This window comes from Sphingomonas olei, assembly GCF_045369765.1.
In the GTDB taxonomy this organism is placed as follows: Bacteria; Pseudomonadota; Alphaproteobacteria; order Sphingomonadales; family Sphingomonadaceae; genus Sphingomonas; species Sphingomonas panaciterrae.
This window is the reverse complement of record NZ_JBIQEU010000001.1, coordinates 487,527-509,150: the sequence shown is the minus strand read 5'-3', so window position 1 is coordinate 509,150 and position 21,624 is coordinate 487,527. Positions and strand designations below refer to the sequence as shown.

The following is a 21,624-nucleotide window of genomic DNA, read 5'->3' as shown; positions in this document are numbered from 1 at the left end:
TAGACCACCGGGATGAGGGGTCCCTTTTCGACGCCGATCACCCCGCTACCGGGGTCCCTTTTCCACGCCGATCCACAGCCCAAGCTGGTCGGGATCGGCTCGCCGAACACGCTGCGCCACACCGCCAGCACCGAGATGCACCGACGCGGAGTGCCCGAGGCGCAGATCGAGACAGCGGCGGGTCACCGGGGCACGGGCACCAACCAGAAGCACTATCGCCACCTCCGGCCCGAGTATCTGGCCGACTTCATCGACGGGGTGGAAGCATTCTGGGCCGACGTCGGCCGCCACACCGACGTGCACCTGCGATACCAGCGTGATACCAAAATCATCGATCTGGCGGCCGCGCGACGCCCGGCTGTTCAAAAAACCGAGCAAAATCAAGATGTTAATATGGTGCCGCTTACAGGACTCGAACCTGTGACCCCCGCATTACGAATGCGATGCTCTACCAGCTGAGCTAAAGCGGCACGGGCGCTCTGGCGAGCGCGCTGGAAGCGGGCGCCTAGCAGGGGTTTGCGTGGTGCGCAAGTGGCTCTCGCTCACATGGACACAGCCGAGAATTTACACGCTTTTTACCATGGTCGTGGCACAAGGAGGGACGGACAAGACGTCCAGAGGGATGATGGCATGGATAACCGCGGCTTCGATCGGCCCGGCGCGGACCGGGGCAGTGATCCGACCGATGGTGGGATCGGCGAGGCGACGTTTGCGATCGGCGCCGATGAGCGGCGCATGCACGTGCGCGCGTACAACCATTGGGTGTCGCTGCTGAAGGGCGGCGCGTATCCGCGGATCAGCGATCTTGATCCCGCCGGCAACATGGATTTTGGCGCGCACGGCGTCCTGCTCGATTTCACCGACGGGCTCGACGATCCGGTCATCACCTTCCTGGGCGACGCGCTGCGCGAGGAATGCGGCGTCGATCGTGCGATCTCGCGCATCGGGCAGGTGCCCGCACGCTCGCTGCTGTCGCGGCTGACCGATCATTATCTGAAGATCATCGCGAACCGTGCGCCGATCGGCTTCGAGGCCGAGTTCGTCGGCACGCGTGGCCACAACACGCTGTATCGCGGCATCCTGATGCCGTTCACGTCCAACGGCGAAACGATCGACTTCGTCTATGGCGTGATTAACTGGAAGGAGATCGTCGGCGCCGAGGAGCAGGCGATGCTTGCCGCGGAGCTCGACGCGGCGGTGCGCAGCGCACCGCGCCATGAGGTCGTCGGCGCCGTCTGGGCAGATGGCCCCGGCGCGTCGCGCGGCAGCGAGGCAGAGGCGCCCCCTGCGCGCACCCCGCTGGCGACATTGGCGCTCGACCTGCCCTCGGCAGCCGACCAGATGGTCGTGCTGCTGGCGAAGGCGCGCGGCGATGGCATGTTCGATGTGATCGGCAGCGTCAGTGAGGACCAGGACCTGATCCGGCGGGTATCGACGACGATCGGCTGAACTTTGCTTCCGAAGCCGTTGATAAGACCCCGCGCCACCTAACTGGGGTTGAGCCCCGCGACAGGGCGGCGCATAGGCCGCGGCCATGTCGAAAGCTTCGATGAAGGCGCTGACGCAAGCGCTAGCCGAGCGGCTCACAAAGGGCGCTCTCCCGGGGGAACTGGACGGCTTTGGTCCGGACGAGCGGATGGAGGCGGCCGCCTTCCTTGCCGCGACCGCGCAGACCCGCGCGGCGGGGACTGCGGCGGTAACGCTGGAGCAGCTGCCGGGCGACGGCCCGCAGCGCCGGATGCGGCTGGCGATCGTCAATGACGACATGCCCTTCCTGGTTGATTCGATTGCCGGCATGATCGGGGCGCACGGACTGGCGATCGACCGGATCCTTCATCCCGTGGTGCCGGTGCACCGCGATGCCGACGGCGCGCTGGAGAGCGTGGACGAAGCGGGCAACCGCGAATCGATGATCTATATCGAAACCGAGCGTGCCGATGCGCGTGAACGACGCGAACTGGTTGACGATCTGACGGCCGCTCTGGCCGATGTGCGCGTGGCGGTGGCCGATTGGCGCCGGATGCAGGCGACGCTCGCGGCCGATGCCGCCAGCATCGAGGATGTTGGCGGCGATGCGGAAGGCGCCGCGCTGATTCGCTGGTTCCTCGACCGGCATTTCACCCTGCTGGGTCACGAGCGTTGGCTCGCCGATGGCAGCAGCGATGGCGAGCCGCTGGGCATCAGCCGTCATGAGCATGAACCGCCGCTGCTCGCCGAACGGTCGCGCCGGCTGGCGATGGATTACTTCAACAGCGGCAAGTCCGCGCCACTGCTGCTCAAGTCCAGCCTGCTGTCGCCGGTGCACCGGCGCGTGCCGCTTGACCTGGTGGTCGTGCCGATCTGCCGCGGGGCGACGGTCGCCGGGCTGTCGATCCACGCGGGCCTGTGGACTTCGGCCGCGCTCAACGCCCCGCCGCGCAGCGTGCCGGTGCTGCGCCAGCGGCTGGCCGACCTGGAGGCAAAGCTCGGGTTCGATCCGCTCGGCCATACCGGCAAGGCGCTGACCCACGCGCTGGCCACCCTGCCGCACGATCTGGTCACCGCCGTGTCCGCCGAATCGGTCGAGGAACTGGCGCTCGCGGCAATGAGCCTTGCCGATCGCCCGCGGCCCAAGCTGGTGCTGGTCCGCTCGGCACTGGGCCGGCATCTGTTCGCCTTCGCCTGGGTGCCGCGCGACGACCTCTCGACCGCGCGGCGCGTGGCGATCGGCGACATGCTGGCGGAAGCGGCCAACGGGTCGATCCTCAACTGGTCGATCGCGCTGGAGGACGGACGTGTCGCGCTGATCCGCTACACCATCGACCTGCGCCAGTCCGGCGTCGTTCCCGATGTCGCGCCGCTCGACGCGCGGCTCGAAAAGATGGTGCGCGGCTGGGAGCGCGACGTGGAGGCTGCGCTGGCCGAGCGTATCACGCCTTCGCGTGCGGCCCGGCTCGCGATCCGCTGGGCGGGGGCTTTCCCGCCCAACTATCGCAACCTGTCGACCGCGGAGGAAGCGGCGGAGGACGTGCTGCGCGTCTCCGACCTGGCGGACGAGAATGATCGGGCGGTGCACATCTACCCGACGGTGGCGGGCGATGATCACCGGCTGAAGATCTACAAGTCGCATGGCGCGCTGGCGCTGTCCGAAGCGGTGCCGGTGCTGGAGAATTTCGGCTACCGCGTGATCGGCGAGCTGCCGACGCGGCTGCGCGATGACAGCGACAGCTTCGTCCACGATTTCATGGTTCAGCCGCAGGGCGATGTCGCCAACATCGACCGCGTCGTCCTGGAAGAGGCGATCACCGCGGTGCTGAAGGGCGTGGCGGAGAATGATGCCTTCAACCGCTTGATGCTGGTGGCTGGCCTTACCCCGTCCGCGGTGCTGCTGTACCGCGCCTGGTTCCGCTATCTGCGTCAGGCGGGGATGACCTACGGCCTGTCGACGGTGGCCGATGCGCTCGGCCGTGCACCGGTGCTGGCCAAGGCGCTGATCGACCGCTTCACGCTGGCGCATGATCCTGCCGCGACCGGGGATGTCGAGGCGATCGATGCGGAAATCGCGGCCGGGCTCGACACGATCGTGGCGATCGACGACGACCGCATCCTGCGCGCGTTCAAGGCGGTGATCGCCGCGACGCTGCGCACCAACGCCTTTGCCCCGGCGGCGGCAGAGGCGCTGGCGTTCAAGCTCGACAGCAGCCGTGTCCCCGGGCTGCCCGCACCGCTGCCGTGGCGCGAGGTGTGGGTCTATTCCCCGCGCGTGGAGGGCATCCACCTGCGCTCCGGCCCGGTCGCGCGCGGCGGCCTGCGCTGGTCCGACCGGCGTGACGATTTCCGCACCGAGATCCTGGGCCTGATGAAGGCGCAGCGGGTCAAGAACGCGGTCATCGTGCCGAGCGGCGCGAAGGGCGGCTTCTATCCGAAGCAATTGCCCAGTCCGGCGGTCGATCGCGATGCATGGCTGGCGGAGGGTACCGAGAGCTACCGCATCTTCATCCGCACCTTGTTGTCGATCACCGACAATGTGGTCGCGGGCAAGGTGGTGCATCCGGACGGCGTGCGGGTCCACGACGGCGAGGATCCCTATTTCGTGGTCGCGGCGGACAAGGGCACGGCGACGTTCAGTGACGTTGCCAATGCGATTGCGCTGGAGCGTGGGTTCTGGCTCGGCGACGCCTTCGCCAGCGGTGGCAGCCACGGCTATGACCACAAGGCGATGGGCATCACCGCGCGGGGCGCCTGGGTATCGGTACAGCGCCACTTTGCGGAGCGCGGCGTCGACGTGCAGCGCGAGCCGATCCGCGTGGTTGGCTGCGGCGACATGTCGGGCGACGTGTTCGGCAACGGCATGCTGCTGTCCAAGACGCTCAAGATCGTCGCGGCGTTCGACCACCGTCACATCTTCCTCGATCCCGATCCCGATCCGGCGGCAAGCTGGACCGAACGGGCGCGGCTGTTCGCGCTGCCACGGTCGAGCTGGGAGGATTATGACAAGGGGCTGATCTCGGCTGGCGGCGGCGTCTTCTCGCGCACTGCCAAGACCATCCGCCTGACCCCGGAGGTGAAGGCGGCGCTCGACATCGCGGTGGACGAGATCGAGCCCACGGCGTTGATCTCGGCGATCCTGAAGGCGCCGGTCGACCTCATCTGGTTCGGCGGCATCGGCACCTATGTGAAGGCGGCGTCGGAGAACAATGCGACCGTCGGCGATCCCGCCAATGACCGGCTGCGCGTTGACGCGGAGGACCTTCGCGCGATCGCGGTTGGCGAAGGGGCCAATCTGGGCGTCACCCAGGCCGCGCGTATCGCGTTCGCGGCCAAAGGTGGCCGGATTAATACCGACTTCATCGACAATTCGGCCGGCGTCGATTGTTCGGACAATGAGGTGAACATCAAGATCGCGCTGAATCGCGAGATGGCCGAAGGGCGGCTCGCGTTCGACGATCGCAACACGCTGCTCGAGGCGATGACCGACGATGTCGCCCATCTGGTGCTGGAGGATAACCGGCTCCAGACGCTGGCGCTGTCGATCGCCGAGCGTGGCGGCGTGCGCGCCGTGCCCAGCTACATCCGCGCGATCGAGATCTTCGAGGCGGCGGGCCGGCTGGATCGACGCGTCGAGGGGCTGGCGTCCAACGCCGACCTGTCGCGCCGCGCGGCGGAGGGTGAGGGGCTGACCCGGCCCGAACTGGCGGTGCTGCTGTCGACCGCCAAGCTCGCGCTTCAGGATGCGATCGAGCAGGCGGGCCTTGGTGCCGACGCCTTGCTGGAGCCGGACCTGCGCGCAGCCTTCCCGACGGCGATGCAGGAGAAGTTCGGCAAGGCGATCGACGAGCACCAGCTGCGCGGCGAGATCGTCGCGACGAAGCTCGCCAACCGCATTGTCAATCGCATCGGCCTGCTCAACCCGTTCGAACTGGCGGAAGAGGAAGGCGCGGCACTCGGCGATGTGGCGTCGATGTTCGTCGTGGTCGAGCGGCTGTTCGACCTCGGCGCGCTGTGGCGCGACATCGAGACGACCGCCATGTCGGAGGACGGCCGCCTCGCGCTGTTCGAAGGCGTGGCGCGCGCCGTGCGCGGGCAGGTGGCGGACCTGTTGCGGGTGGTCGATCCCGGCACGATGCCGGGCGAGGTGCTGAAGCGGATTGGCGGCGGCGTCGCCAAGCTGGAAGGGCAGGCGAGCGAGCTGCTGCTGCAGGAGGCACGTGCCGCCAGCGCGCGGATGGCGGAATCGCTGACCGCCACCGGCGCGCCCGCGTCGCTGGTGGCGCGGGTCGTCCGGCTGCATGAAATGGACGGCGCGATCGGCCTAGTAGATCTGAGCGGCAAGAACCACACCGACGAAACCAAGCTCACCCGCGCTTATACGCGGCTGGGCGCAGCGCTGGGCATCGACTGGGCCCAGGCGATGGCGGCGCGGCTGGTGCCGGCCGACCCGTGGGAGCGGCTGCTGGTAGCGGGGCTCGCCCGTGACTTCGAGCAGATGCGGCTGGATTTCCTCGCCCGCGACAATCGCGCCGACATCGATGCGGTGGATGCGTGGCTGACGGAGAATGAGGCGGCCGTGGCCCGCTTCACCGCCGTGGTGAGCCGCGCACGCGGCGCTGCCGCACCGAGCGCCGCGATGCTGGCGCAGGTAGCCAGCCAAGCGCGGGTGTTGCTCGGCCGCTAGACCAGAAAAAGAGCCCCTCCTCGTGGTGAGGAGGGGCTCTTCCTTGTTTGCTCAGCCGCGCCGCGAGGGCGCGAGCCGATCAATCGGCGACGCGCACCACCAGCTTGCCGATTGCCGCGCGGCTTTCCATCTTCGCGATTGCATCGCCGCCCCGGTCGAACGCGAAGATCTCGGTCACCTTGGGCGCAATCTTGCCCTCTGCCCACAGATCAAACAGCTGTTTGATGCTGGCGCGGTTCTTCACCGGCTCGCGCGCCGCGTAAGCGCCCCAGAACACGCCGCGGATGTCGCAGCTCTTCAGCAGGGTCAGGTTCAGCGCGATCTTGGGAATGCCGGCGGGGAAGCCGATCACGAGATAGCGGCCTTCCCAGGCGATCGAGCGGAGCGCAGGCTCGGCATAGTCGCCGCCGACCGCGTCATAGACGATGTCGAACCCGTTCTTGCCGGCCTTTTCCTTGAAGGTATCGGCCAGTGCCTTGCTCTCGTCCTTGGAGAAGGGCGCGCGGCCATAGATGATGACGTCATCGGCGCCTGCATCACGCACCGCCTGTGCCTTTTCCTCGCTCGACACCGCGCCGACAACGCGTGCGCCGAACGCCTTGCCAAGTTCGACCGCGGCCAGGCCGACGCCACCCGCTGCGCCCAGGACCAGCAGATTGTCGCCCGCCTTGATGTTACCGCGATCGACCAGCGCGTGGATGGTCGTGCCATAGGTGAGCAGCATCGCCGCCCCTTCCTCGAACGAACGCTCGTCGGGGATGGCGTAGATGTTGTCTGCCTTCATCGCGATCTTCTCGACGAGGCCACCGTTGCCGGTGTTGCCCATCACCCGGTCGCCCGGCTTCCACGCCGTCACGCCTTCGCCGACGCTTTCGACGACGCCCGACACCTCACCGCCCGGCGCGAAGGGGCGCGGCGGCTTGAACTGATATTTGTCCTGGATGATCAGCACGTCGGGATAATTGATCGCGCATGCCTTCACGGCGACGATCACTTCACCGGGTTTGGCAACGGGATCGGGAAGCTCCCCAATCTCCAGCGTTTCAGGTCCGCCCGGCGCCCTCGACAGCAATGCTCGCATTCGTCTCTCCCGCAATCCACGGACGATGCTCATCAAGCATCGTCTCGTATTTCGAAATCGCGGTATCCCTTGCCAGCGTCAGACCGACCTCGTCCAGCCCCTCCATCAGGCACTGGCGACGGAACGGGTCCAGTTCAAAGGTGAAGCGATCCTGGAAGGGTGTGGTGACGGTCATCGTTTCCAGGTCGATGGTGATCTCATCGGTCTTCGCGACTTCGATCAGGCGGTCCACCGCTTCCTGCGGCAGAACAACGGGTACGATCCCGTTCTTGAACGCGTTGCCGGAGAAGATGTCCGAGAAGCTCGGCGCGATCACCGCCTTAATGCCCATGTCGCCCAGCGCCCAAGCGGCATGTTCTCGGCTGGATCCGCAGCCGAAATTGTCGCCAGCGATCAGGATCGGGCTGCCGGCATAGGCGGGATCGTCGAAGATGTTGCCGGGCTGCGCGCGCACCGTCTCGAACGCGCCGCGGCCAAGGCCGGCGCGCGTAATGGTCTTCAGCCAGTGGGCGGGAATGATCACATCGGTGTCGATGTTCTTCGCGCCCCACGGATAGGCCTTGCCCGAAACGGTACGAACGGCCTCCATCAGCGTTGCTGGACCGTGGCCAGCGTGCTGGGGGTGGCGATCGCGCTATAGGCCGCGACGCCGCTGAGCAGTGAGCCTGCGATCAGCAGGACGAATACTTTCTTCATGTGGCCAAGCCCCTGTTTAAGCCATCAACTCGCGAACGTCGACGAGGTGCCCCGTGACAGCCGCGGCGGCGGCCATCGCGGGCGATAGCAGATGCGTACGCGCACCAGGACCCTGACGGCCAACGAAATTTCGGTTGGAGGTGGAGGCGCAGCGCTCGCCCGGCGGCACCTTGTCCGGGTTCATCGCGAGGCACATGGAGCAACCCGGCTCCCGCCATTCGAAGCCGGCGGCGGTGAAGATGCGATCGAGCCCCTCCGCCTCTGCCTGGCGCTTCACCAGACCAGAGCCAGGGACCACCATGGCGCGCACGCCATCGGCGACGCGCCGGCCATCCGCGACGGCAGCGGCGGCGCGCAGATCCTCGATCCGGCTGTTGGTGCACGATCCGATGAAGACATGCTGGACGGGGACGTCCTGAAGCCGGGTGCCGGGCGTCAGGCCCATATAGTCGAGCGATTTCCTGGCTGCCTCGCGCTTCGACGCATCGGCAAAGCTGTCGGGTTCCGGCACGGTGTCGGTGATCGACACCACGTCCTCCGGGCTGGTGCCCCAGGTGAGCGCCGGCGCGATTTCCGACGCGTCGATCACCACGGTGCGATCGTAGCGCGCGCCCGGATCCGTCGCGAGGGTTCGCCACCAGGCGACGGCCTTGTCCCAATCCGCGCCCTTGGGCGCCATCGGCCGCCCCTTGATATAGGCGAAGGTGGTTTCGTCGGGGGCAATCATGCCGGCGCGCGCGCCCGCCTCGATCGACATGTTCGCGACGGTCAGCCGTCCCTCGACCGACATCTCGCGGATGACGTTGCCGGTATATTCGATGACATAGCCGGTGCCGCCCGCCGCGCCGATGCGGCCGATGATCGCCAGGATAACGTCCTTCGGAGTCACGCCGAAGCCGAGCGTACCCTCTACCCGCACTTCCATCGTCTTCGACGGGCTGAGCAGCAATGTCTGCGTGGCGAGCACATGCTCCACCTCGCTGGTGCCGATACCGAAGGCGAGCGCGCCGAGTGCCCCGTGCGCCGAGGTGTGGCTGTCGCCGCACACGACGGTGGTGCCGGGCAGGGTGAACCCCTGTTCGGGTCCGACGACATGGACGATGCCCTGTTCAGCAGCGAGTGCATCGATGTACGGCACGCCGAAGTCAGCGACATTCTGCCGCAGCGCGGACAATTGCGTCGCGCTTTCGGCGTCGGCGATCGGCAGTTCGCGCCCCTCAATGTCGACCCGCGCCGTCGTGGGCAGGTTGTGATCGGGAACGGCGAGCGTCAGGTCAGGACGACGCACCCGGCGGCCGGCGACGCGCAGCCCCTCGAACGCCTGCGGGCTGGTAACCTCATGAACGAGGTGGCGATCGATGTAGATCAGGCACGTGCCGTCGTCACGTCGTTCGACGACATGCGCGGCCCAGACCTTTTCGTAGAGGGTAAGCGGACGACTGGCCATGACGCGCGCGCTTTAGCCGCAGATGCGCAACAAATGGAAGAGCGTTAGGCGTTGCGCTGCACAAAGATTGCGCCGAGCTGTTCGCCTTCCGCCCTTCTGTCGGTGATCAGAGCGCGACGTCGTAGGCGGCCGTCGTCTTTCCGGCGATCTCCTCCACGGTCACACCGGGCGCCAGTTCGACCAGCCGGAAGCGGCTCTGGTGATCGGGGCGCTGGAAAACGGCGAGGTCGGTGACGATCATGTCGACCACATTCCTGCCCGTCAGCGGCAGCGTGCATGCCGGGATGAACTTCGGACTGCCGTCCTTGGCGACATGCTCCATCACGACGATGATCTTCTTCACGCCAGCGACGAGATCCATCGCGCCGCCCATGCCCTTGATCATCTTGCCGGGGATCATCCAGTTGGCGATGTCGCCGTTTTCCGCGACTTCCATCGCGCCGAGTACGGTCAGGTCGATATGCCCGCCGCGGATCATCGCGAAGCTCTGGTCGGAGCCGAAATAGACGCTGCTTGGCAGTGCGCTGATCGTCTGCTTGCCGGCGTTGATGAGGTCCGGATCCTCTTCGCCTTCATAGGGGAACGGCCCGATGCCGAGCATGCCGTTCTCGCTCTGTAGCGTCACCGTCATGCCGTCCGGGATGTTGTTCGCGACCAGCGTCGGGATGCCGATGCCCAGGTTCACATAATAGCCGTCGCGCAATTCCTGGGCGGCGCGCGCTGCCATCTGGTTGCGATCCCACGCCATCACTTCGCTCCTTGCATGTCGGTCCAGCGCTTGTCCGCCGGGAAGGTATCGTCCCAGCCGCTGCCGAGGCCGGTGCCGTAAACGGGATTGGGGAGGATGAACCAGCTTCTGCCCCAGCGCGCCGCATAAGGGGGCGACGAGGCGGCCACGCGCCGTGCTGCCGGTGTTCCCTCCAGCGCATCGCTGAAATCCCCGATCTGGTCACCGCCCAGCGCCAGCACGCACCAGCGCGCGGCGATCGCGCGACGGCGGCCGTCCTTTGCGGACTTGCCGTCTGCGTCACCCTTCAGGAACAATGTCTCGCCATGCACGAAGCTGCCGAGACCGGCGCGCGCCAGAGCGTCAGCGGTCTCCGTTGCGGCGGCGACATTGCGGTTGGTGTTGATGATCGGCGTCACGCCCATCGTGCGCAGCGCGGCGAAGGCGGCCGTGGCGCCCGGGACTGCGGCCACCTTGTCGGCTCCACCCGCTTCCCACCGCGCCCAGCGACCGGCGTCGAATGCCGCGCCGCTCACGGCATCGTTATATTCGTAGCCGAGATTGAGGATCGCGGTCTCATCCATGTCGAACACGGCGGCAAAGGGCTTGTCGCCGCACGGCACCGCAACCGGCGCACCGTCGGCTGGCAGCACGATCGCCGATTCCGAGGGCCGCCGCCCGGCAATGCGCAGCCGGACATTGTCGACCAGCGCATTATAGGCCTGTTCGCTCAGCGCTGCCGCCTCAGCCGAACCGTAGAGAAATTGCATGGCGCCGGGCACGACCGCCGGTCGGGCGCTGCGCGACGGCGCCGGCATGGTCGCGCAGCCCGCCAACGATGCGGCAGCGGCAAGCGCCAGAACCTTCCTCACGCGGCAGTGCCGGTGGGGCGAGGACGGGTCATGCGGAATTCGATCTTCTTGTCGTAGGGTGCGCCGACGACCAGCCGGTTGACGTAGATGCCGGGGAGGTGGATCGCGTCGGGATCAAGGCTGCCGACGGAAACGATTTCCTCCACCTCGGCGACGCAGATGCGGCCGGCGGTCGCCATCGGCTGGTTGAAGTTGCGCGCCGTCTTGCGGAAGATGAGGTTGCCGCTCTCGTCCGCCTTCCAGCCCTTGATGATGCTGAGGTCAGCGCGGATGCCCCGTTCGAGGATATATTCCTCGCCGTCGAACACCTTCACTTCCTTGCCCTCGGCGACCAGCGTGCCGACGCCGGTCTTGGTGTAGAAGCCCGGGATGCCCGCACCGCCAGCGCGGCACCGCTCGGCCAGCGTCCCCTGCGGGCAGAATTCCACCTCCAGCTCGCCCGACAGATACTGGCGCTCGAACTCCTTGTTCTCGCCGACATAGCTGGAGATCATCTTCTTGATCTGGCGTGTGCGCAGCAGCTTGCCGAGGCCCTCGCCATCGATGCCGGCGTTGTTGCTGGCGACGGTGAGGTCCCTCACGCCGGACGCCTGCACCGCGTCGATCAGGCGTTCGGGAATGCCGCACAGGCCAAAGCCGCCGGCGCAGATCAACATCCCGTCATGCAGCAGACCATCGAGCGCCGCCGCGGCATCGGGATAGAGCTTGTTCATGAAACGCCGCCTCTTTTCGCTGGTTTGCGCCGGTTAGCGGCTGGGCGAAAGGGGTTCAAGGCGGCGGGCTCGGCGGGAATGCGGGGGCGAGCGGCGGCAAGAGCCAACCTCCCGGCGAGGCGCCCCGCCGGGCCATTGGCGTAGTGCCGCCCCTCGATCAGAAAACTGCGCGATCGACCCCAAGGGCGTCGGCAAGATCGGCCAGCGCCTGCGTCTCGTCGCTTACCTTGATCGCGTGAATGCCGAGCTGCGCAGCCGGCTTGCAGTTGATGCCGAGGTCATCGAGGTACACGCACTTGTCGGCTGACTTGCCCAGCGTTTCCAACATCATCTCGTAAATGCGCGGATCGGGCTTGCGGATGCCCACCTTGCTCGATTCGATCACATGATCGAACCGCGCCATGATCTCGGCGACCTTGGCTGCCTTTTCGGCGCTGCGCGACATGCCGGCGCCTTCGCCAGCGGGCACATTGTTGGTGATGCAGCCAAGGCGATAGCCGCTGCGCTTCAGCCAATCGAGCGCGTGCACCATGCGGGGACGGATGTCGCCGGAGAGCAGGAGCAGGACATCCTCGCCGCGCAGTTCATGGCCCAGGGCGCGCGCTTCTTCGGCGAACTGCGCGTCGAAACCGGCAGCATCGATTTCCGCCCGCTCGAACAAGGCCCAGGCGTTGTCGTCCGGGTTGGTGGCGTTGATCTGCCGGATCAGATCCTCCGGCAGCCCACGTTCGCGCTCCAGCCGATTGAAGGCCTCGAAAGGCGAAGAGGTGATTACCCCGCCGAAGTCAAAGATCACGGTGTCGCGCATGAAGTGGTCCTTAAAGGTGGTCGAGATGTCCGAGGGGGCTGGCCGATCGCAAACGCCGCGTGCGGCGCTTATTTCCCGCGCGGCTGCGCGGCGAGGCGCGAGATGAGGACCGCGCTGCGCAGGGCCTGGCGCGGCAGGCTGGTGAGGTCGACCCATTCGCCGACCGCATGTGCGCCGCCGCCGGCCACGCCCATGCCGCCCAGCGTTACCGCGTCCGCGGCGACGAAGCTGGAATCCGCCGCGCCGCGCTTGGCGGGGTCCATTTCCAGCAACTCGGGCAGGCCGAGGTCGCGATTGACCGCGTTCAGCTCGTTCATCAGCGCGCGGTTGGCCGCGGTCGGCGGCATCGACGGATAGCCTTCGAAGAAGCGGATCGACGCTTGGGTGCCGGGCAGGTGGCGGGCAACGATTGCCGTCATCGCCGCCTTTGCCTTGGCATCCTGTTCCGGCGTCAGGCTGCGCAGATCGCCGCGCACGACCGCCCGGGCGGGGATCACGTTGGTCTTGCCCTCCGCGGTGCCCTTCACGCCGGCATCGTCGAGCGCGGCGGGCGTGCCGCCGACGACGACGCTGGCATTGTAGGTGAGGTTCGGTTCCGCAAGCGTGCGGCGGAATTCGTCGAGGATGCGCGCCATCTCGTACACCGCGCCATAGCCCATCGACGCATTGAAGATGCCGCTGGAATGGCCCGTCTTGCCGGTGGTGACGAGTTCCCAGTTGGTCGAGCTTCGCCGCGCGGTGGTGGCATATTCCTGGTCGCCATCGCGGGCGACATTCTCATATTCCAGTGCGATGTCGGCCCATTTGCCGGCGTCGACGAGATCGCGGCGGGCGACGTCCAGCGGCGCGCCGGTCTTTTCCTCGTCGCCGGTCAGGACGATCTTGATATCGGCATTGCGCAGGGTTCCGGCGGCCTGCATCGCACGCAAGGCGGCGACGATCACGACCAGCCCGCCCTTGTCATCGCCAACGCCGGGGCCGGTCACGCGGTCGCCCTCCCGCTTCCAGCCGGTGAAGGGACTGTCGGGTTCGAACACGGTGTCGAGGTGGCCGATCAGCAGGATGCGCTTGCCACGGCCGTTACCCTTGTGGGTCGCGACGATGTGGCCTGCGCGGCCCGTCGCCGTCATGTCGACCCAGTCAACGGTGAAGCCAAGTGGCGCCAGTTCGGCGCGCATCATCTCGCCGACGGCCTTCACCCCGGCAAGGTTGAGGCTGCCCGAATTCTGCAGCACCAGCTTTTCCAGCAAGGCCTCGTGGCGCGGCGCTTCGCTCGCGACCACCTCCCCCATCCGCTTTTCCGGCGCGCTGGTGGCGGCGGTGGTGAGCAGGGCGAGGGCGGCAAGGGCGGTGCGCAGGATCATGCACCGCGGGCTAACAAAGCAGCCGGTCCGTGAACAGGGTGGGTGTATCAAATCGTTGCGTTACGGGGCGCAGATTGAACCCCCGGCGACGCTGCGCCATGGGAGGATTGCTGCACGGGTCGGTGCGGCAGTGGCGATCGGGCACCAAGCCGGACGCACCGCAGGAGACCGAACATGAATGTTGCCATCCTTGCCGGGCTGTTGCTCGGCGCGCCTCAGCCGGAGGCGCACCGTGTCGAGATTGATCATCAGGGCCAGCGAGTCGACGTGACGTACCAGAGCGGGACTGACGTCACCCATAAGCAGGTCGGCGCAGTGAGCGCCGCCGGGCGCGGCAGCACGCTGCGTTGCGTCTGGCGTGCCAACATCAGCGTCGCACGCGAGGCGCGCAGCACGGCGGGCCATGTTCTCGCCCGCACGATCGCTGGCGATGCGCCGGTGGAGGGCAGCCGCGCGGGCTGGTGCTCGGCGCAGCGCGGCGCGATCGCGCAGGACATTGCGGCCCGCAGCGCAGGTACGCGCGCGCATCTTCTCGCGGTGGCTGAGCGGGACCGTGAGGTTCTGGCGCTAGAGCTTGATACCGCCCATGCCGCGGGGCGCAGCTAAGTGCGCGCAGTCGGGATGATGGCGGCCGCGGGCCTGTGTGCCCTGGCCTCGCCCGCGATCGCGCAGGTTGCGGTTGGCGGCAGTGTCGAGATCGCGACGGATGAGCGTCGTCGTGGCATCAGCTGGAGCGACGGAAAGGTGGCGCCCGCGGCGAGCGTGCGGGCCAGTGTGCCGTTCGGGCTGGACCTGGGCGTGCGGGCCACCGGCACGCGGGGCGACCCACGACATGGTGGCGCTGACGCCGTGTTCGACGTGACGGGCGGCTTCACGCGTGACATTGGCGGCGGGCTGCGGCTGGACGGTTTCGTCGCCGGGCACCTGTTTGCCGGGGCGAGGGGCGGCATGGACTATGTCGAGGGCGGCCTTGGCGCGAGCTATGCGCTGGGCCCGGCAGAGCTTGGCGTGGACGCGCGGTACGCACCCAGCCAGTCCGCGATCGGCGGCGACAATCTGTGGATCGGCGCACGCGCGCGTGTGGGGGTGCCCGCGACGCCATTTACCGTGAACGCCTCCGTCGGGCATTCGTCCGGCAGCGTAGATGACTGGCAGCGCGCGGCGCGGCTTCGCCCCGGCGGGAATTACACCGATTGGTCGCTGGGCGTCGATCACATCACCGGGCCGTTCAGCATCGGCGTGCTGTACACCGGCACCGACATCGATGATCGCGTGCTCGCCTCCCCCTTCGCCAATCCGCGGCACACCGGTGACAAGGTGACGGCACGGCTGGCGATCAGCTTCTGACAACAGGCGCCGGGAATTCAGCCCGCTGAAGCGGGGCTGCACCCCGGCGCAAAATTTCCTGACGAGGTCTCTTTTCTTCCCCCGCTGAAACGGCAACAAAGCTGCAAAACACCGTGGGAGAAGATGTATGAAGTCGCCAATCTGCGCGATGCTGGGAATCGATTTCCCGCTGCTCGCCTTCAGCCACTGCCGCGACGTGGTCGCCGCGGTGAGCCGCGCTGGCGGGTTTGGCGTGCTGGGGGCGACCGGGCACACGCTGGAAAGCCTGGAGACCGAGCTGGCGTGGATCGACGCGCATGTCGACGGCAAGCCTTATGGCCTCGACGTGCTGATCCCCGAAAATCTGGCGACCGGCGGTGCGAAGGGGCTGACCCGCGCGTCGATCATGGACAAGGTGCCGCCGCAGCACCGCGCCTTCGTCGGCGAACTGGCGGAAAAGCATCACTTCTCGCTGCCGCCCGAGCGCCCTGACAGCGACGCACCGGCGCCGTTCGATCCCAATCTGGCGCTGGCGATGCTCGACGTGGCGTTCCGCCACCCGATCAAGCTGATCGCCAATGCGCTGGGCGTGCCGCCGCAGGCGATGATCGACATGGGGCGCGAGCGCGGCGTGCCGGTCGCGGCGCTGGTCGGGGCGAAGGAACATGCCCTGCGGCAGGTGGACGCAGGCGTCGACATTCTGGTGGTGCAGGGCGGCGAGGCCGGCGGCCATTGCGGCGAGGTTTCTACCATGGTGCTGGTGCCCGAGGTGATCCGCGCGCTGGAGGCGCAAGGGAAGCGCGTGCCGACCCTTGCCGCGGGTGGGATCATGACCGGCAGCCAGATGGCGGGTGCGATGGCGATGGGGGCCGACGGCGTGTGGACCGGATCGGTCTGGCTCGCGACGCCGGAGAGCGAATGTTCGGACGTGTTCCGCGAGAAGATGGTCGAGGCGACGTCACGCGACACGGTGCGGTCGAAGAGCCGCACCGGCAAGCCTTCCCGCCAGCTGCGCTCGGCATGGACCGACGCCTGGGAGGGGCCGAACTCGCCCGGCCCGCTGCCGATGCCATACCAGAGCCTGATCAGCGAACCTGCGATCCGCGCGTGCGATATCGCGGCGCAGAAAGGGGACCCGGCCGCGCGCGACATGGTGACGTACTTCGTCGGGCAGGGCGTCGGCCTTGTCGATCAGGTCCGGCCGGCGGGGCAAGTGGTGCAGGATTTCAAGCTGGAGTTCGCCGAGGCGATGGAGCGAATGATGGGACTGGTCGAAAGCTGAAACGATTGGTCGCATTCGGCCGCATCCTCGGCTGACCGTCAATCTTTGAGTAAGGTTCGCGTCGCCATGCCGGCCAGGCAACGCTGAGACTGGCGTGTGCACGGAGGATTTGGTTCGTATGCGCTTGTACCGGGCAAGCTCATTCATTTTCCCGCGAAGCTTGCAGTTGCGGATCTTTGCCGTCTGCTTCGTTGCGACTCATCTTCCGCTGCTCGGCTTCATCATCTGGGCGGCGGCGACGCACCGGCTGGATCTGATGGGGGTGTTGGTGGTCGTCGGCGCGACGGTGCTGGGACTGGTGCTGGCGCTGGCCGGTATCTTCGCGTTGCTCGCACCGATCCATCTTGCGGCCAAGGCGCTGAACGAGGCGGAGGAGGGCCAGGTGCCGAGCGTGCCGTTGGTATCGGGCAATGATCTGGTCGCGCGCCTGCTCGCCGGGATCAACCGCGCGGCGCAATCGACCGCCGAACGGATGCGGTCGCTTCAGCGCGACGCTGTGCAGGATCCGCTGACCAGCGTGCTCAATCGCCGCGGCCTGCTGGCGCAGCTCGACGCCATGCCCGAACATCATACCGCCGGCGCCCTGGCTTTGGTCGACCTCGACCATTTCAAGCTGGTCAATGACCTGCTTGGCCATGAGACGGGCGACCGGGTGCTGCACGATTTCGCGCACAGGCTGGTTGCCGCCGTGCGCCGCACGGACATGGTGGCGCGCTGGGGTGGCGAGGAATTCCTGATCTATTTCCCCGGTGCGACCGAGGCGGTGGCGCAGGCTGTGCTGATGCGGATCGCGGAGCGGCTGCGCGCCGATCCGCTGGCGCATGTAGGAGACCGGCCGCTCAGCTTCTCCGCCGGCACCACCGCTGCATCGCGCGGGACCTTCGACGAGGCGACGCGACGGGCGGACGCAGCGCTGTACGAGGCAAAACATCGCGGGCGCGCCCGCATTCTGAGCAGTGCGGAGCTGCGCATCTGACCAGCGCAGCGGCAGTCAGATGCCGTCGGGAAAGACCGTGTGGCCGGCCGCTTCCAGCGCGGCGGTCAGATCGGTGATACAGGCGTCGACGGCGGCAGGATCTGACGAGCGCACGACGAAGTTCGCGCCGGTGCGCCCCTCGCGAAAGAACGGGTAGCTGCCGATCGCGACGCCGGCATGGGTGCGTTCCGCGTGGCTGAGTAGCTCCGCGATCTCGCTTTCCGCCACCCAGCAGCCGATCTGCCGGCTGACGACGGGGCGGCCGCCCTCCAGCGTGCCGGTGAGCGAATCGAGCATTCCGGCCGTGATGTTGGGCACGCCCGCCATGATGAAGATGTTGCCGATGTGGATGCCCGGTGCACCCGACATGCGGTTTTCGATCAGGCTCGCACCCTCGGGCACGCGCGCCATGCGAAGCCGCGCATCGGTGATCCCGCCGCGCGATCCATAATAACGTTCCAGCACCGCCACCGCCTTGGGGTGATGAACGACGCCGACGCCAAGCGCCGTGGCGATCGCGTCCACCGTGATGTCGTCATGCGTCGGCCCGATGCCGCCGGTGGTGAACAGGTAATCGTTGCGCGCGCGCAGGATGTTGACCGCCTCGACGATCGCCTCCTGCCGGTCGGGCACCACGCGCACCTCAACCAGGCGGATGCCCTGGACGTTCAGCCATTGCGCGATCTGCGCGACGTTCTTGTCCTGCGTGCGTCCGGAGAGAATCTCGTCCCCGATCACCACGAGAGCGGCGGTCCAGATGCGTTCGCTGTTCATGCGGCACTGGCATAGCCTCGCAAAAGTGCGCCCGTCACGCTATATCCGCGGGCATGACCGAATATGTGACCGTGACCAGCGACGCGCCGCTGGGACGCAATGGAGCGATCAAGCTTCATGGACCAGAGGCCTTCGCCGGAATGCACGCCGCAGGGCGATTGGCGGCCGAAACGCTCGACATGATCGTGCCGCACATGGTGCCTGGCGTGACCACGGCCGAGATCGATCGGCTGGTGTACGATTTCATCACCAGCCGTGGCGCGGTGCCGGCGACGCTGGGCTATCGCGGATACACGCACAGTTGCTGCATCTCGATCAACCATGTGGTCTGCCATGGCATCCCCAGCGAGAAGACGCTAAAGTCGGGCGATATCGTCAACGTCGACGTGACCCCGATCGTCGATGGCTGGCACGGCGATTCGTCGCGGATGTACCTGATCGGTGATGTGCCGCTGAAGGCGCGGCGCCTGGTTGATGTCACTTATGAATGCCTGATGCTGGGTATCGAACAGGCGAAGCCCGGCAACACGATGGGTGATGTCGCGCATGTCATTCAGCGCCATGCAGAGTCGCACCGCTATGGCGTGGTACGCGATTTCTGCGGGCATGGCCTGGGTCGCCTGTTCCACGACGCGCCGGAAGTGGTGCATGTCGGACGGCCGGGAACGGGGCCGGAGTTGAAGCCGGGCATGATCTTCACCATCGAGCCGATGATCAACATCGGGCGGCCCGACGTGAAGCTGCTCGACGACGGCTGGACGGCGGTGACGCGGGACCGGTCGCTGTCGGCACAGTTCGAACATTCGATCGGCATCACCGAGGACGGGTGCGAGATTTTCACGCTCTCGCCCGCCCGTCTGCACAAGCCGCCGTACCTTTGACCGGACGGTTGCGGCGCCATTCAGGCCGGCGCCGCTGATCAGGATCACCTGTCCATTGTGACAGGTGATCGCCACTTCCCTTCCGAACCAACCTGCGTCAGTCTCCCGCGCCAAAGCCTCAGCAAGGGGCGGGGGAGAGGAACATGCGGCTTGGATATGCGCTGGTCGCGGCGCTCGCGCTGACGGCGTGCAAGGCGGCGACAACCACCGAAAATGCAGCCGATCGCAGCGCCGCCACCGGCGTTGGCAAGGTCGATGGCGCGCTTCTGACCACCGGCGGCGACGGCCGCGATTGGGCAATGGCCGGCTTCAACTATCAGGAACAGCGTTTCTCCCCGCTGACCCAGATCAACGCCGGCAATGTCGGTCAACTGGGCCTCGCCTGGTATGCGGACATGCCCGACGCGCGCGGTCAGGAGGCGACCCCGGTCGTCATCGACGGCAAGCTCTTCGTCACCGGCCCCTGGTCCAAGGTGTTCGCTTACGACGCGGGAACCGGGCAGAAATTGTGGGAGTTCGACCCCGGCGTCGACAAGGCGAAGGGTGTCGAGGCCTGCTGCGATGTGGTCAACCGCGGTGTCGCGGCGTGGAAAGGGCGGCTGTACGTCGGCACGATCGACGGCCGCCTGATCGCGCTCGACGCGGCGACCGGCAAGCAGGACTGGTCGGTCCAGACCACCGACAATTCAAAGCCCTACACCATCACCGGCGCGCCGCGCGTGGTGAAGGGGATGGTCGTCATCGGCAATGGCGGCGCGGAGTTCGGCGTGCGCGGCTATGTCACCGCTTATGATGCCGGCACCGGCGCGAAGAAGTGGCGCTTCTACACCGTCCCCAACCCGACCGGTGCGCCGGACGGCGAGGCAAGCGACGCGGCGATGGCGAAGGTCGCGCCCAGCTGGTCCGAAAACGGCCAGTGGAAGCAGTCCGGCGGCGGCGGCACGGTGTGGGATTCGATCGTCTATGACGCGGAGCTAGACCAGCTGTACCTCGGCGTCGGCAACGGTTCGCCCTGGAACCATGGCCTGCGCAGCGAGGGCAAGGGCGACAACCTCTTCTTATCCTCGATTGTCGCCCTGAAGCCCGATACCGGCGAATATGTCTGGCATTATCAGGAGACGCCGGGCGAGACGTGGGATTTCACCGCCACTCAGCCAATCAACCTCGCCACGCTCAACATCGGCGGTCAGCAGCGCCGTGTGCTGATGCAGGCGCCCAAGAACGGCTTTTTCTACGTGGTCGATCGCACCAACGGGAAGCTGATCAACGCCGGCCAGTTCATCCCCGGCGTCAACTGGGCGAGCGGCTATGACTTGAAGACGGGGCGCCCGATCGAGAACCCGGAAGCGCGCTATTACAAGACGGGCAAGCCGTTCGTTGCGGTGCCGAGCGCCATCGCCGCGCACAATTGGCAGCCGATGAGCTTCAACCCGCAGGCAGGCCTTGCCTATATTCCGGCACAGATCGTCGGCTCGGCCTATCTCAACCCGTCGTCGGATCTGGATCAGGCGAAGCCGCTTGGCTTCAACGTCGGCCAGGATCTCGGCAATGCCATGTATCCGCGCGATCCCGCGGCGGTGAAGCAGGCGATTGCGGGCGCCACCGGGCGGCTCGTCGCCTGGGATCCGGTCGCCAACAAGGCGCGCTGGACGGTGAATTATCCGACGCCGTGGAACGGCGGCACGATGACCACCGCGGGCAATCTCGTGTTCCAGGGGACGGCGCTGGGCGAGTTCCGGGCCTATGCCGCGGATACCGGCAAGCAGCTCTTCACCTATCCGGTGGGCACGGGGATCATGGCCGGCGCCGCGACCTTCATGATCGGCAACGACCAATATGTCGCGGTGCTCGCCGGGCGCGGCGGCGCGCTGCCGCTGTCGATCGGCTATGCCATCGGCAAGGCGCGCGACGTGCCCAACGTGCCGCGCCTCTTGGTGTTCAAGCTCGGCGGCACGGCCAAGCTACCCGGTACCACGCCGCAGGATTCGACCCCGGTGAACCTGCCCGAGAACAAGGCGACGCCGCAGCAGGTGGCGCAAGGGCAGGCATTGTTCGGCCGCTATTGCCAGGTCTGCCACGGCGCCAGCGCTGGCGGCGGCGGCGTGCTGCCGAACCTGCAGCGATCCGCAACGCTGAGCGACCCCGACACGTGGAAGGCGATCCTAATCGACGGGATGCTGAAGGACCGCGGCATGGTCAGCTTCGCCAAGGTGCTGACGCCCGAACAGGCGCAGCTGATCCGCCTCTATGTCATCGACGAGGCGCATTGGGCGCAGAAGAACCTCGCCGGTGCCACCAAGGTGGTAACGCCCCGGCCGGGCGCCGCCGCCTCTCCCGTACCGACGGGGGTTCGGTGACGGCGACCTGGTGATCGGCGCATGCATGGGTGGGCGCTGCCCTAGAAAGTGGCATCGCCCGCCGGCTGCCTGATTTTTGGGCGGCGCTTTCTCAAGGGAAGAAGGCGAGTCGCCACCTTGCCCTTCGCGGCCCCGGCTGGCACGTTCGATGCAAGCACCAGACACC

General features: G+C 66.9%; 18 protein-coding genes and 1 tRNA gene. 8 read left to right on the top strand and 11 right to left on the bottom strand.

All coding sequences use genetic code 11. The annotated features are described in order from the left end of the window. Positions 1-45: 45 nt before the first annotated feature. A complete protein-coding gene (locus ACH0BU_RS02565; protein WP_500263672.1) occupies positions 46-384 on the bottom strand; it encodes a hypothetical protein in 339 nt (112 codons plus the stop codon). 10 nt (positions 385-394) lie between these two features. After that, positions 395-470: transfer RNA gene (locus ACH0BU_RS02560), tRNA-Thr, on the bottom strand. Between the two features lie 160 nt (positions 471-630). Between ACH0BU_RS02560 and ACH0BU_RS02555 the strand changes: the two genes are divergently transcribed. Together ACH0BU_RS02555 and ACH0BU_RS02550 are read left to right on the top strand one after the other, a co-directional pair. Then, positions 631-1,449, top strand: coding sequence for a PAS domain-containing protein (locus ACH0BU_RS02555; RefSeq protein WP_052742564.1), 819 nt, complete (start codon positions 631-633; stop codon positions 1,447-1,449). Positions 1,450-1,534: 85 nt separating this feature from the next. Next, the gene (locus ACH0BU_RS02550; RefSeq protein ID WP_500263671.1) at positions 1,535-6,154 is read left to right on the top strand and encodes an NAD-glutamate dehydrogenase; all 4,620 of its coding nucleotides are present in this window, start codon (positions 1,535-1,537) and stop codon (positions 6,152-6,154) included. A 79-nt stretch (positions 6,155-6,233) separates the two neighbouring features. Here the strand turns inward: ACH0BU_RS02550 and ACH0BU_RS02545 are convergent, their stop codons facing one another. The 8 genes from ACH0BU_RS02545 to ACH0BU_RS02510 form a co-directional block, all read right to left on the bottom strand. Continuing rightward, positions 6,234-7,235 carry an NADPH:quinone oxidoreductase family protein gene (locus ACH0BU_RS02545; RefSeq protein ID WP_296219380.1) on the bottom strand — a complete coding sequence of 334 codons (1,002 nt, stop codon included), beginning with the start codon at positions 7,233-7,235 and terminating at the stop codon, positions 6,234-6,236. Further along, positions 7,198-7,824 carry a 3-isopropylmalate dehydratase small subunit gene (gene leuD, locus ACH0BU_RS02540; RefSeq protein ID WP_125944103.1) on the bottom strand — a complete coding sequence of 209 codons (627 nt, stop codon included), beginning with the start codon at positions 7,822-7,824 and terminating at the stop codon, positions 7,198-7,200. Before leuD ends, ACH0BU_RS02545 begins: the two co-directional genes overlap by 38 nt. Positions 7,825-7,947: 123 nt before the next feature. Further along, the gene (gene leuC, locus ACH0BU_RS02535; RefSeq protein ID WP_296219385.1) at positions 7,948-9,378 is read right to left on the bottom strand and encodes a 3-isopropylmalate dehydratase large subunit; all 1,431 of its coding nucleotides are present in this window, start codon (positions 9,376-9,378) and stop codon (positions 7,948-7,950) included. Between the two features lie 106 nt (positions 9,379-9,484). Next, positions 9,485-10,126 carry a CoA transferase subunit B gene (locus tag ACH0BU_RS02530; RefSeq protein WP_046409896.1) on the bottom strand — a complete coding sequence of 214 codons (642 nt, stop codon included), beginning with the start codon at positions 10,124-10,126 and terminating at the stop codon, positions 9,485-9,487. Further along, entirely contained in the window at positions 10,126-10,923 is a 798-nt protein-coding gene (locus ACH0BU_RS02525; protein WP_186313998.1) for an HAD family acid phosphatase, read from the bottom strand. Before ACH0BU_RS02525 ends, ACH0BU_RS02530 begins: the two co-directional genes overlap by 1 nt. A 50-nt stretch (positions 10,924-10,973) precedes the next feature. Next, positions 10,974-11,690, bottom strand: coding sequence for a CoA transferase subunit A (locus ACH0BU_RS02520; protein WP_125944107.1), 717 nt, complete (start codon positions 11,688-11,690; stop codon positions 10,974-10,976). Between the two features lie 157 nt (positions 11,691-11,847). Continuing rightward, entirely contained in the window at positions 11,848-12,498 is a 651-nt protein-coding gene (locus ACH0BU_RS02515) for an HAD-IA family hydrolase (RefSeq protein WP_296219389.1), read from the bottom strand. A gap of 68 nt (positions 12,499-12,566) precedes the next feature. After that, complete coding sequence (locus tag ACH0BU_RS02510; protein ID WP_296219391.1) at positions 12,567-13,862, bottom strand: M20/M25/M40 family metallo-hydrolase; 1,296 nt, start codon at positions 13,860-13,862, stop codon at positions 12,567-12,569. 174 nt (positions 13,863-14,036) lie between these two features. Here ACH0BU_RS02510 and ACH0BU_RS02505 point away from each other — a divergent pair, with 174 nt between their 5' ends. The 4 genes from ACH0BU_RS02505 (at position 14,037) to ACH0BU_RS02490 (ending at position 17,446) form a co-directional block, all read left to right on the top strand. Further along, positions 14,037-14,468, top strand: coding sequence for a hypothetical protein (locus ACH0BU_RS02505; RefSeq protein ID WP_296219393.1), 432 nt, complete (start codon positions 14,037-14,039; stop codon positions 14,466-14,468). Then, the gene (locus tag ACH0BU_RS02500; RefSeq protein ID WP_301091017.1) at positions 14,469-15,209 is read left to right on the top strand and encodes a TorF family putative porin; all 741 of its coding nucleotides are present in this window, start codon (positions 14,469-14,471) and stop codon (positions 15,207-15,209) included. It begins immediately after the preceding gene. A 127-nt stretch (positions 15,210-15,336) separates the two neighbouring features. Next, the gene (locus ACH0BU_RS02495; RefSeq protein WP_296219397.1) at positions 15,337-16,470 is read left to right on the top strand and encodes an NAD(P)H-dependent flavin oxidoreductase; all 1,134 of its coding nucleotides are present in this window, start codon (positions 15,337-15,339) and stop codon (positions 16,468-16,470) included. Between the two features lie 166 nt (positions 16,471-16,636). Further along, positions 16,637-17,446: a GGDEF domain-containing protein gene (locus ACH0BU_RS02490; protein WP_500263670.1), complete on the top strand. Its 810-nt coding sequence runs from the start codon at positions 16,637-16,639 to the stop codon at positions 17,444-17,446. 15 nt (positions 17,447-17,461) lie between these two features. On the opposite strand, the gene ACH0BU_RS02485 is transcribed toward ACH0BU_RS02490, so the two are convergent. Further along, entirely contained in the window at positions 17,462-18,220 is a 759-nt protein-coding gene (locus ACH0BU_RS02485; protein ID WP_296219402.1) for a competence/damage-inducible protein A, read from the bottom strand. 53 nt (positions 18,221-18,273) lie between these two features. Between ACH0BU_RS02485 and map the strand changes: the two genes are divergently transcribed. Continuing rightward, positions 18,274-19,101 carry a type I methionyl aminopeptidase gene (gene map, locus ACH0BU_RS02480; RefSeq protein WP_296219404.1) on the top strand — a complete coding sequence of 276 codons (828 nt, stop codon included), beginning with the start codon at positions 18,274-18,276 and terminating at the stop codon, positions 19,099-19,101. 143 nt (positions 19,102-19,244) lie between these two features. Then, a complete protein-coding gene (locus ACH0BU_RS02475) occupies positions 19,245-21,458 on the top strand; it encodes a PQQ-dependent dehydrogenase, methanol/ethanol family (protein WP_296219406.1) in 2,214 nt (737 codons plus the stop codon). The last annotated feature ends 166 nt before the right edge of the window (positions 21,459-21,624 follow it).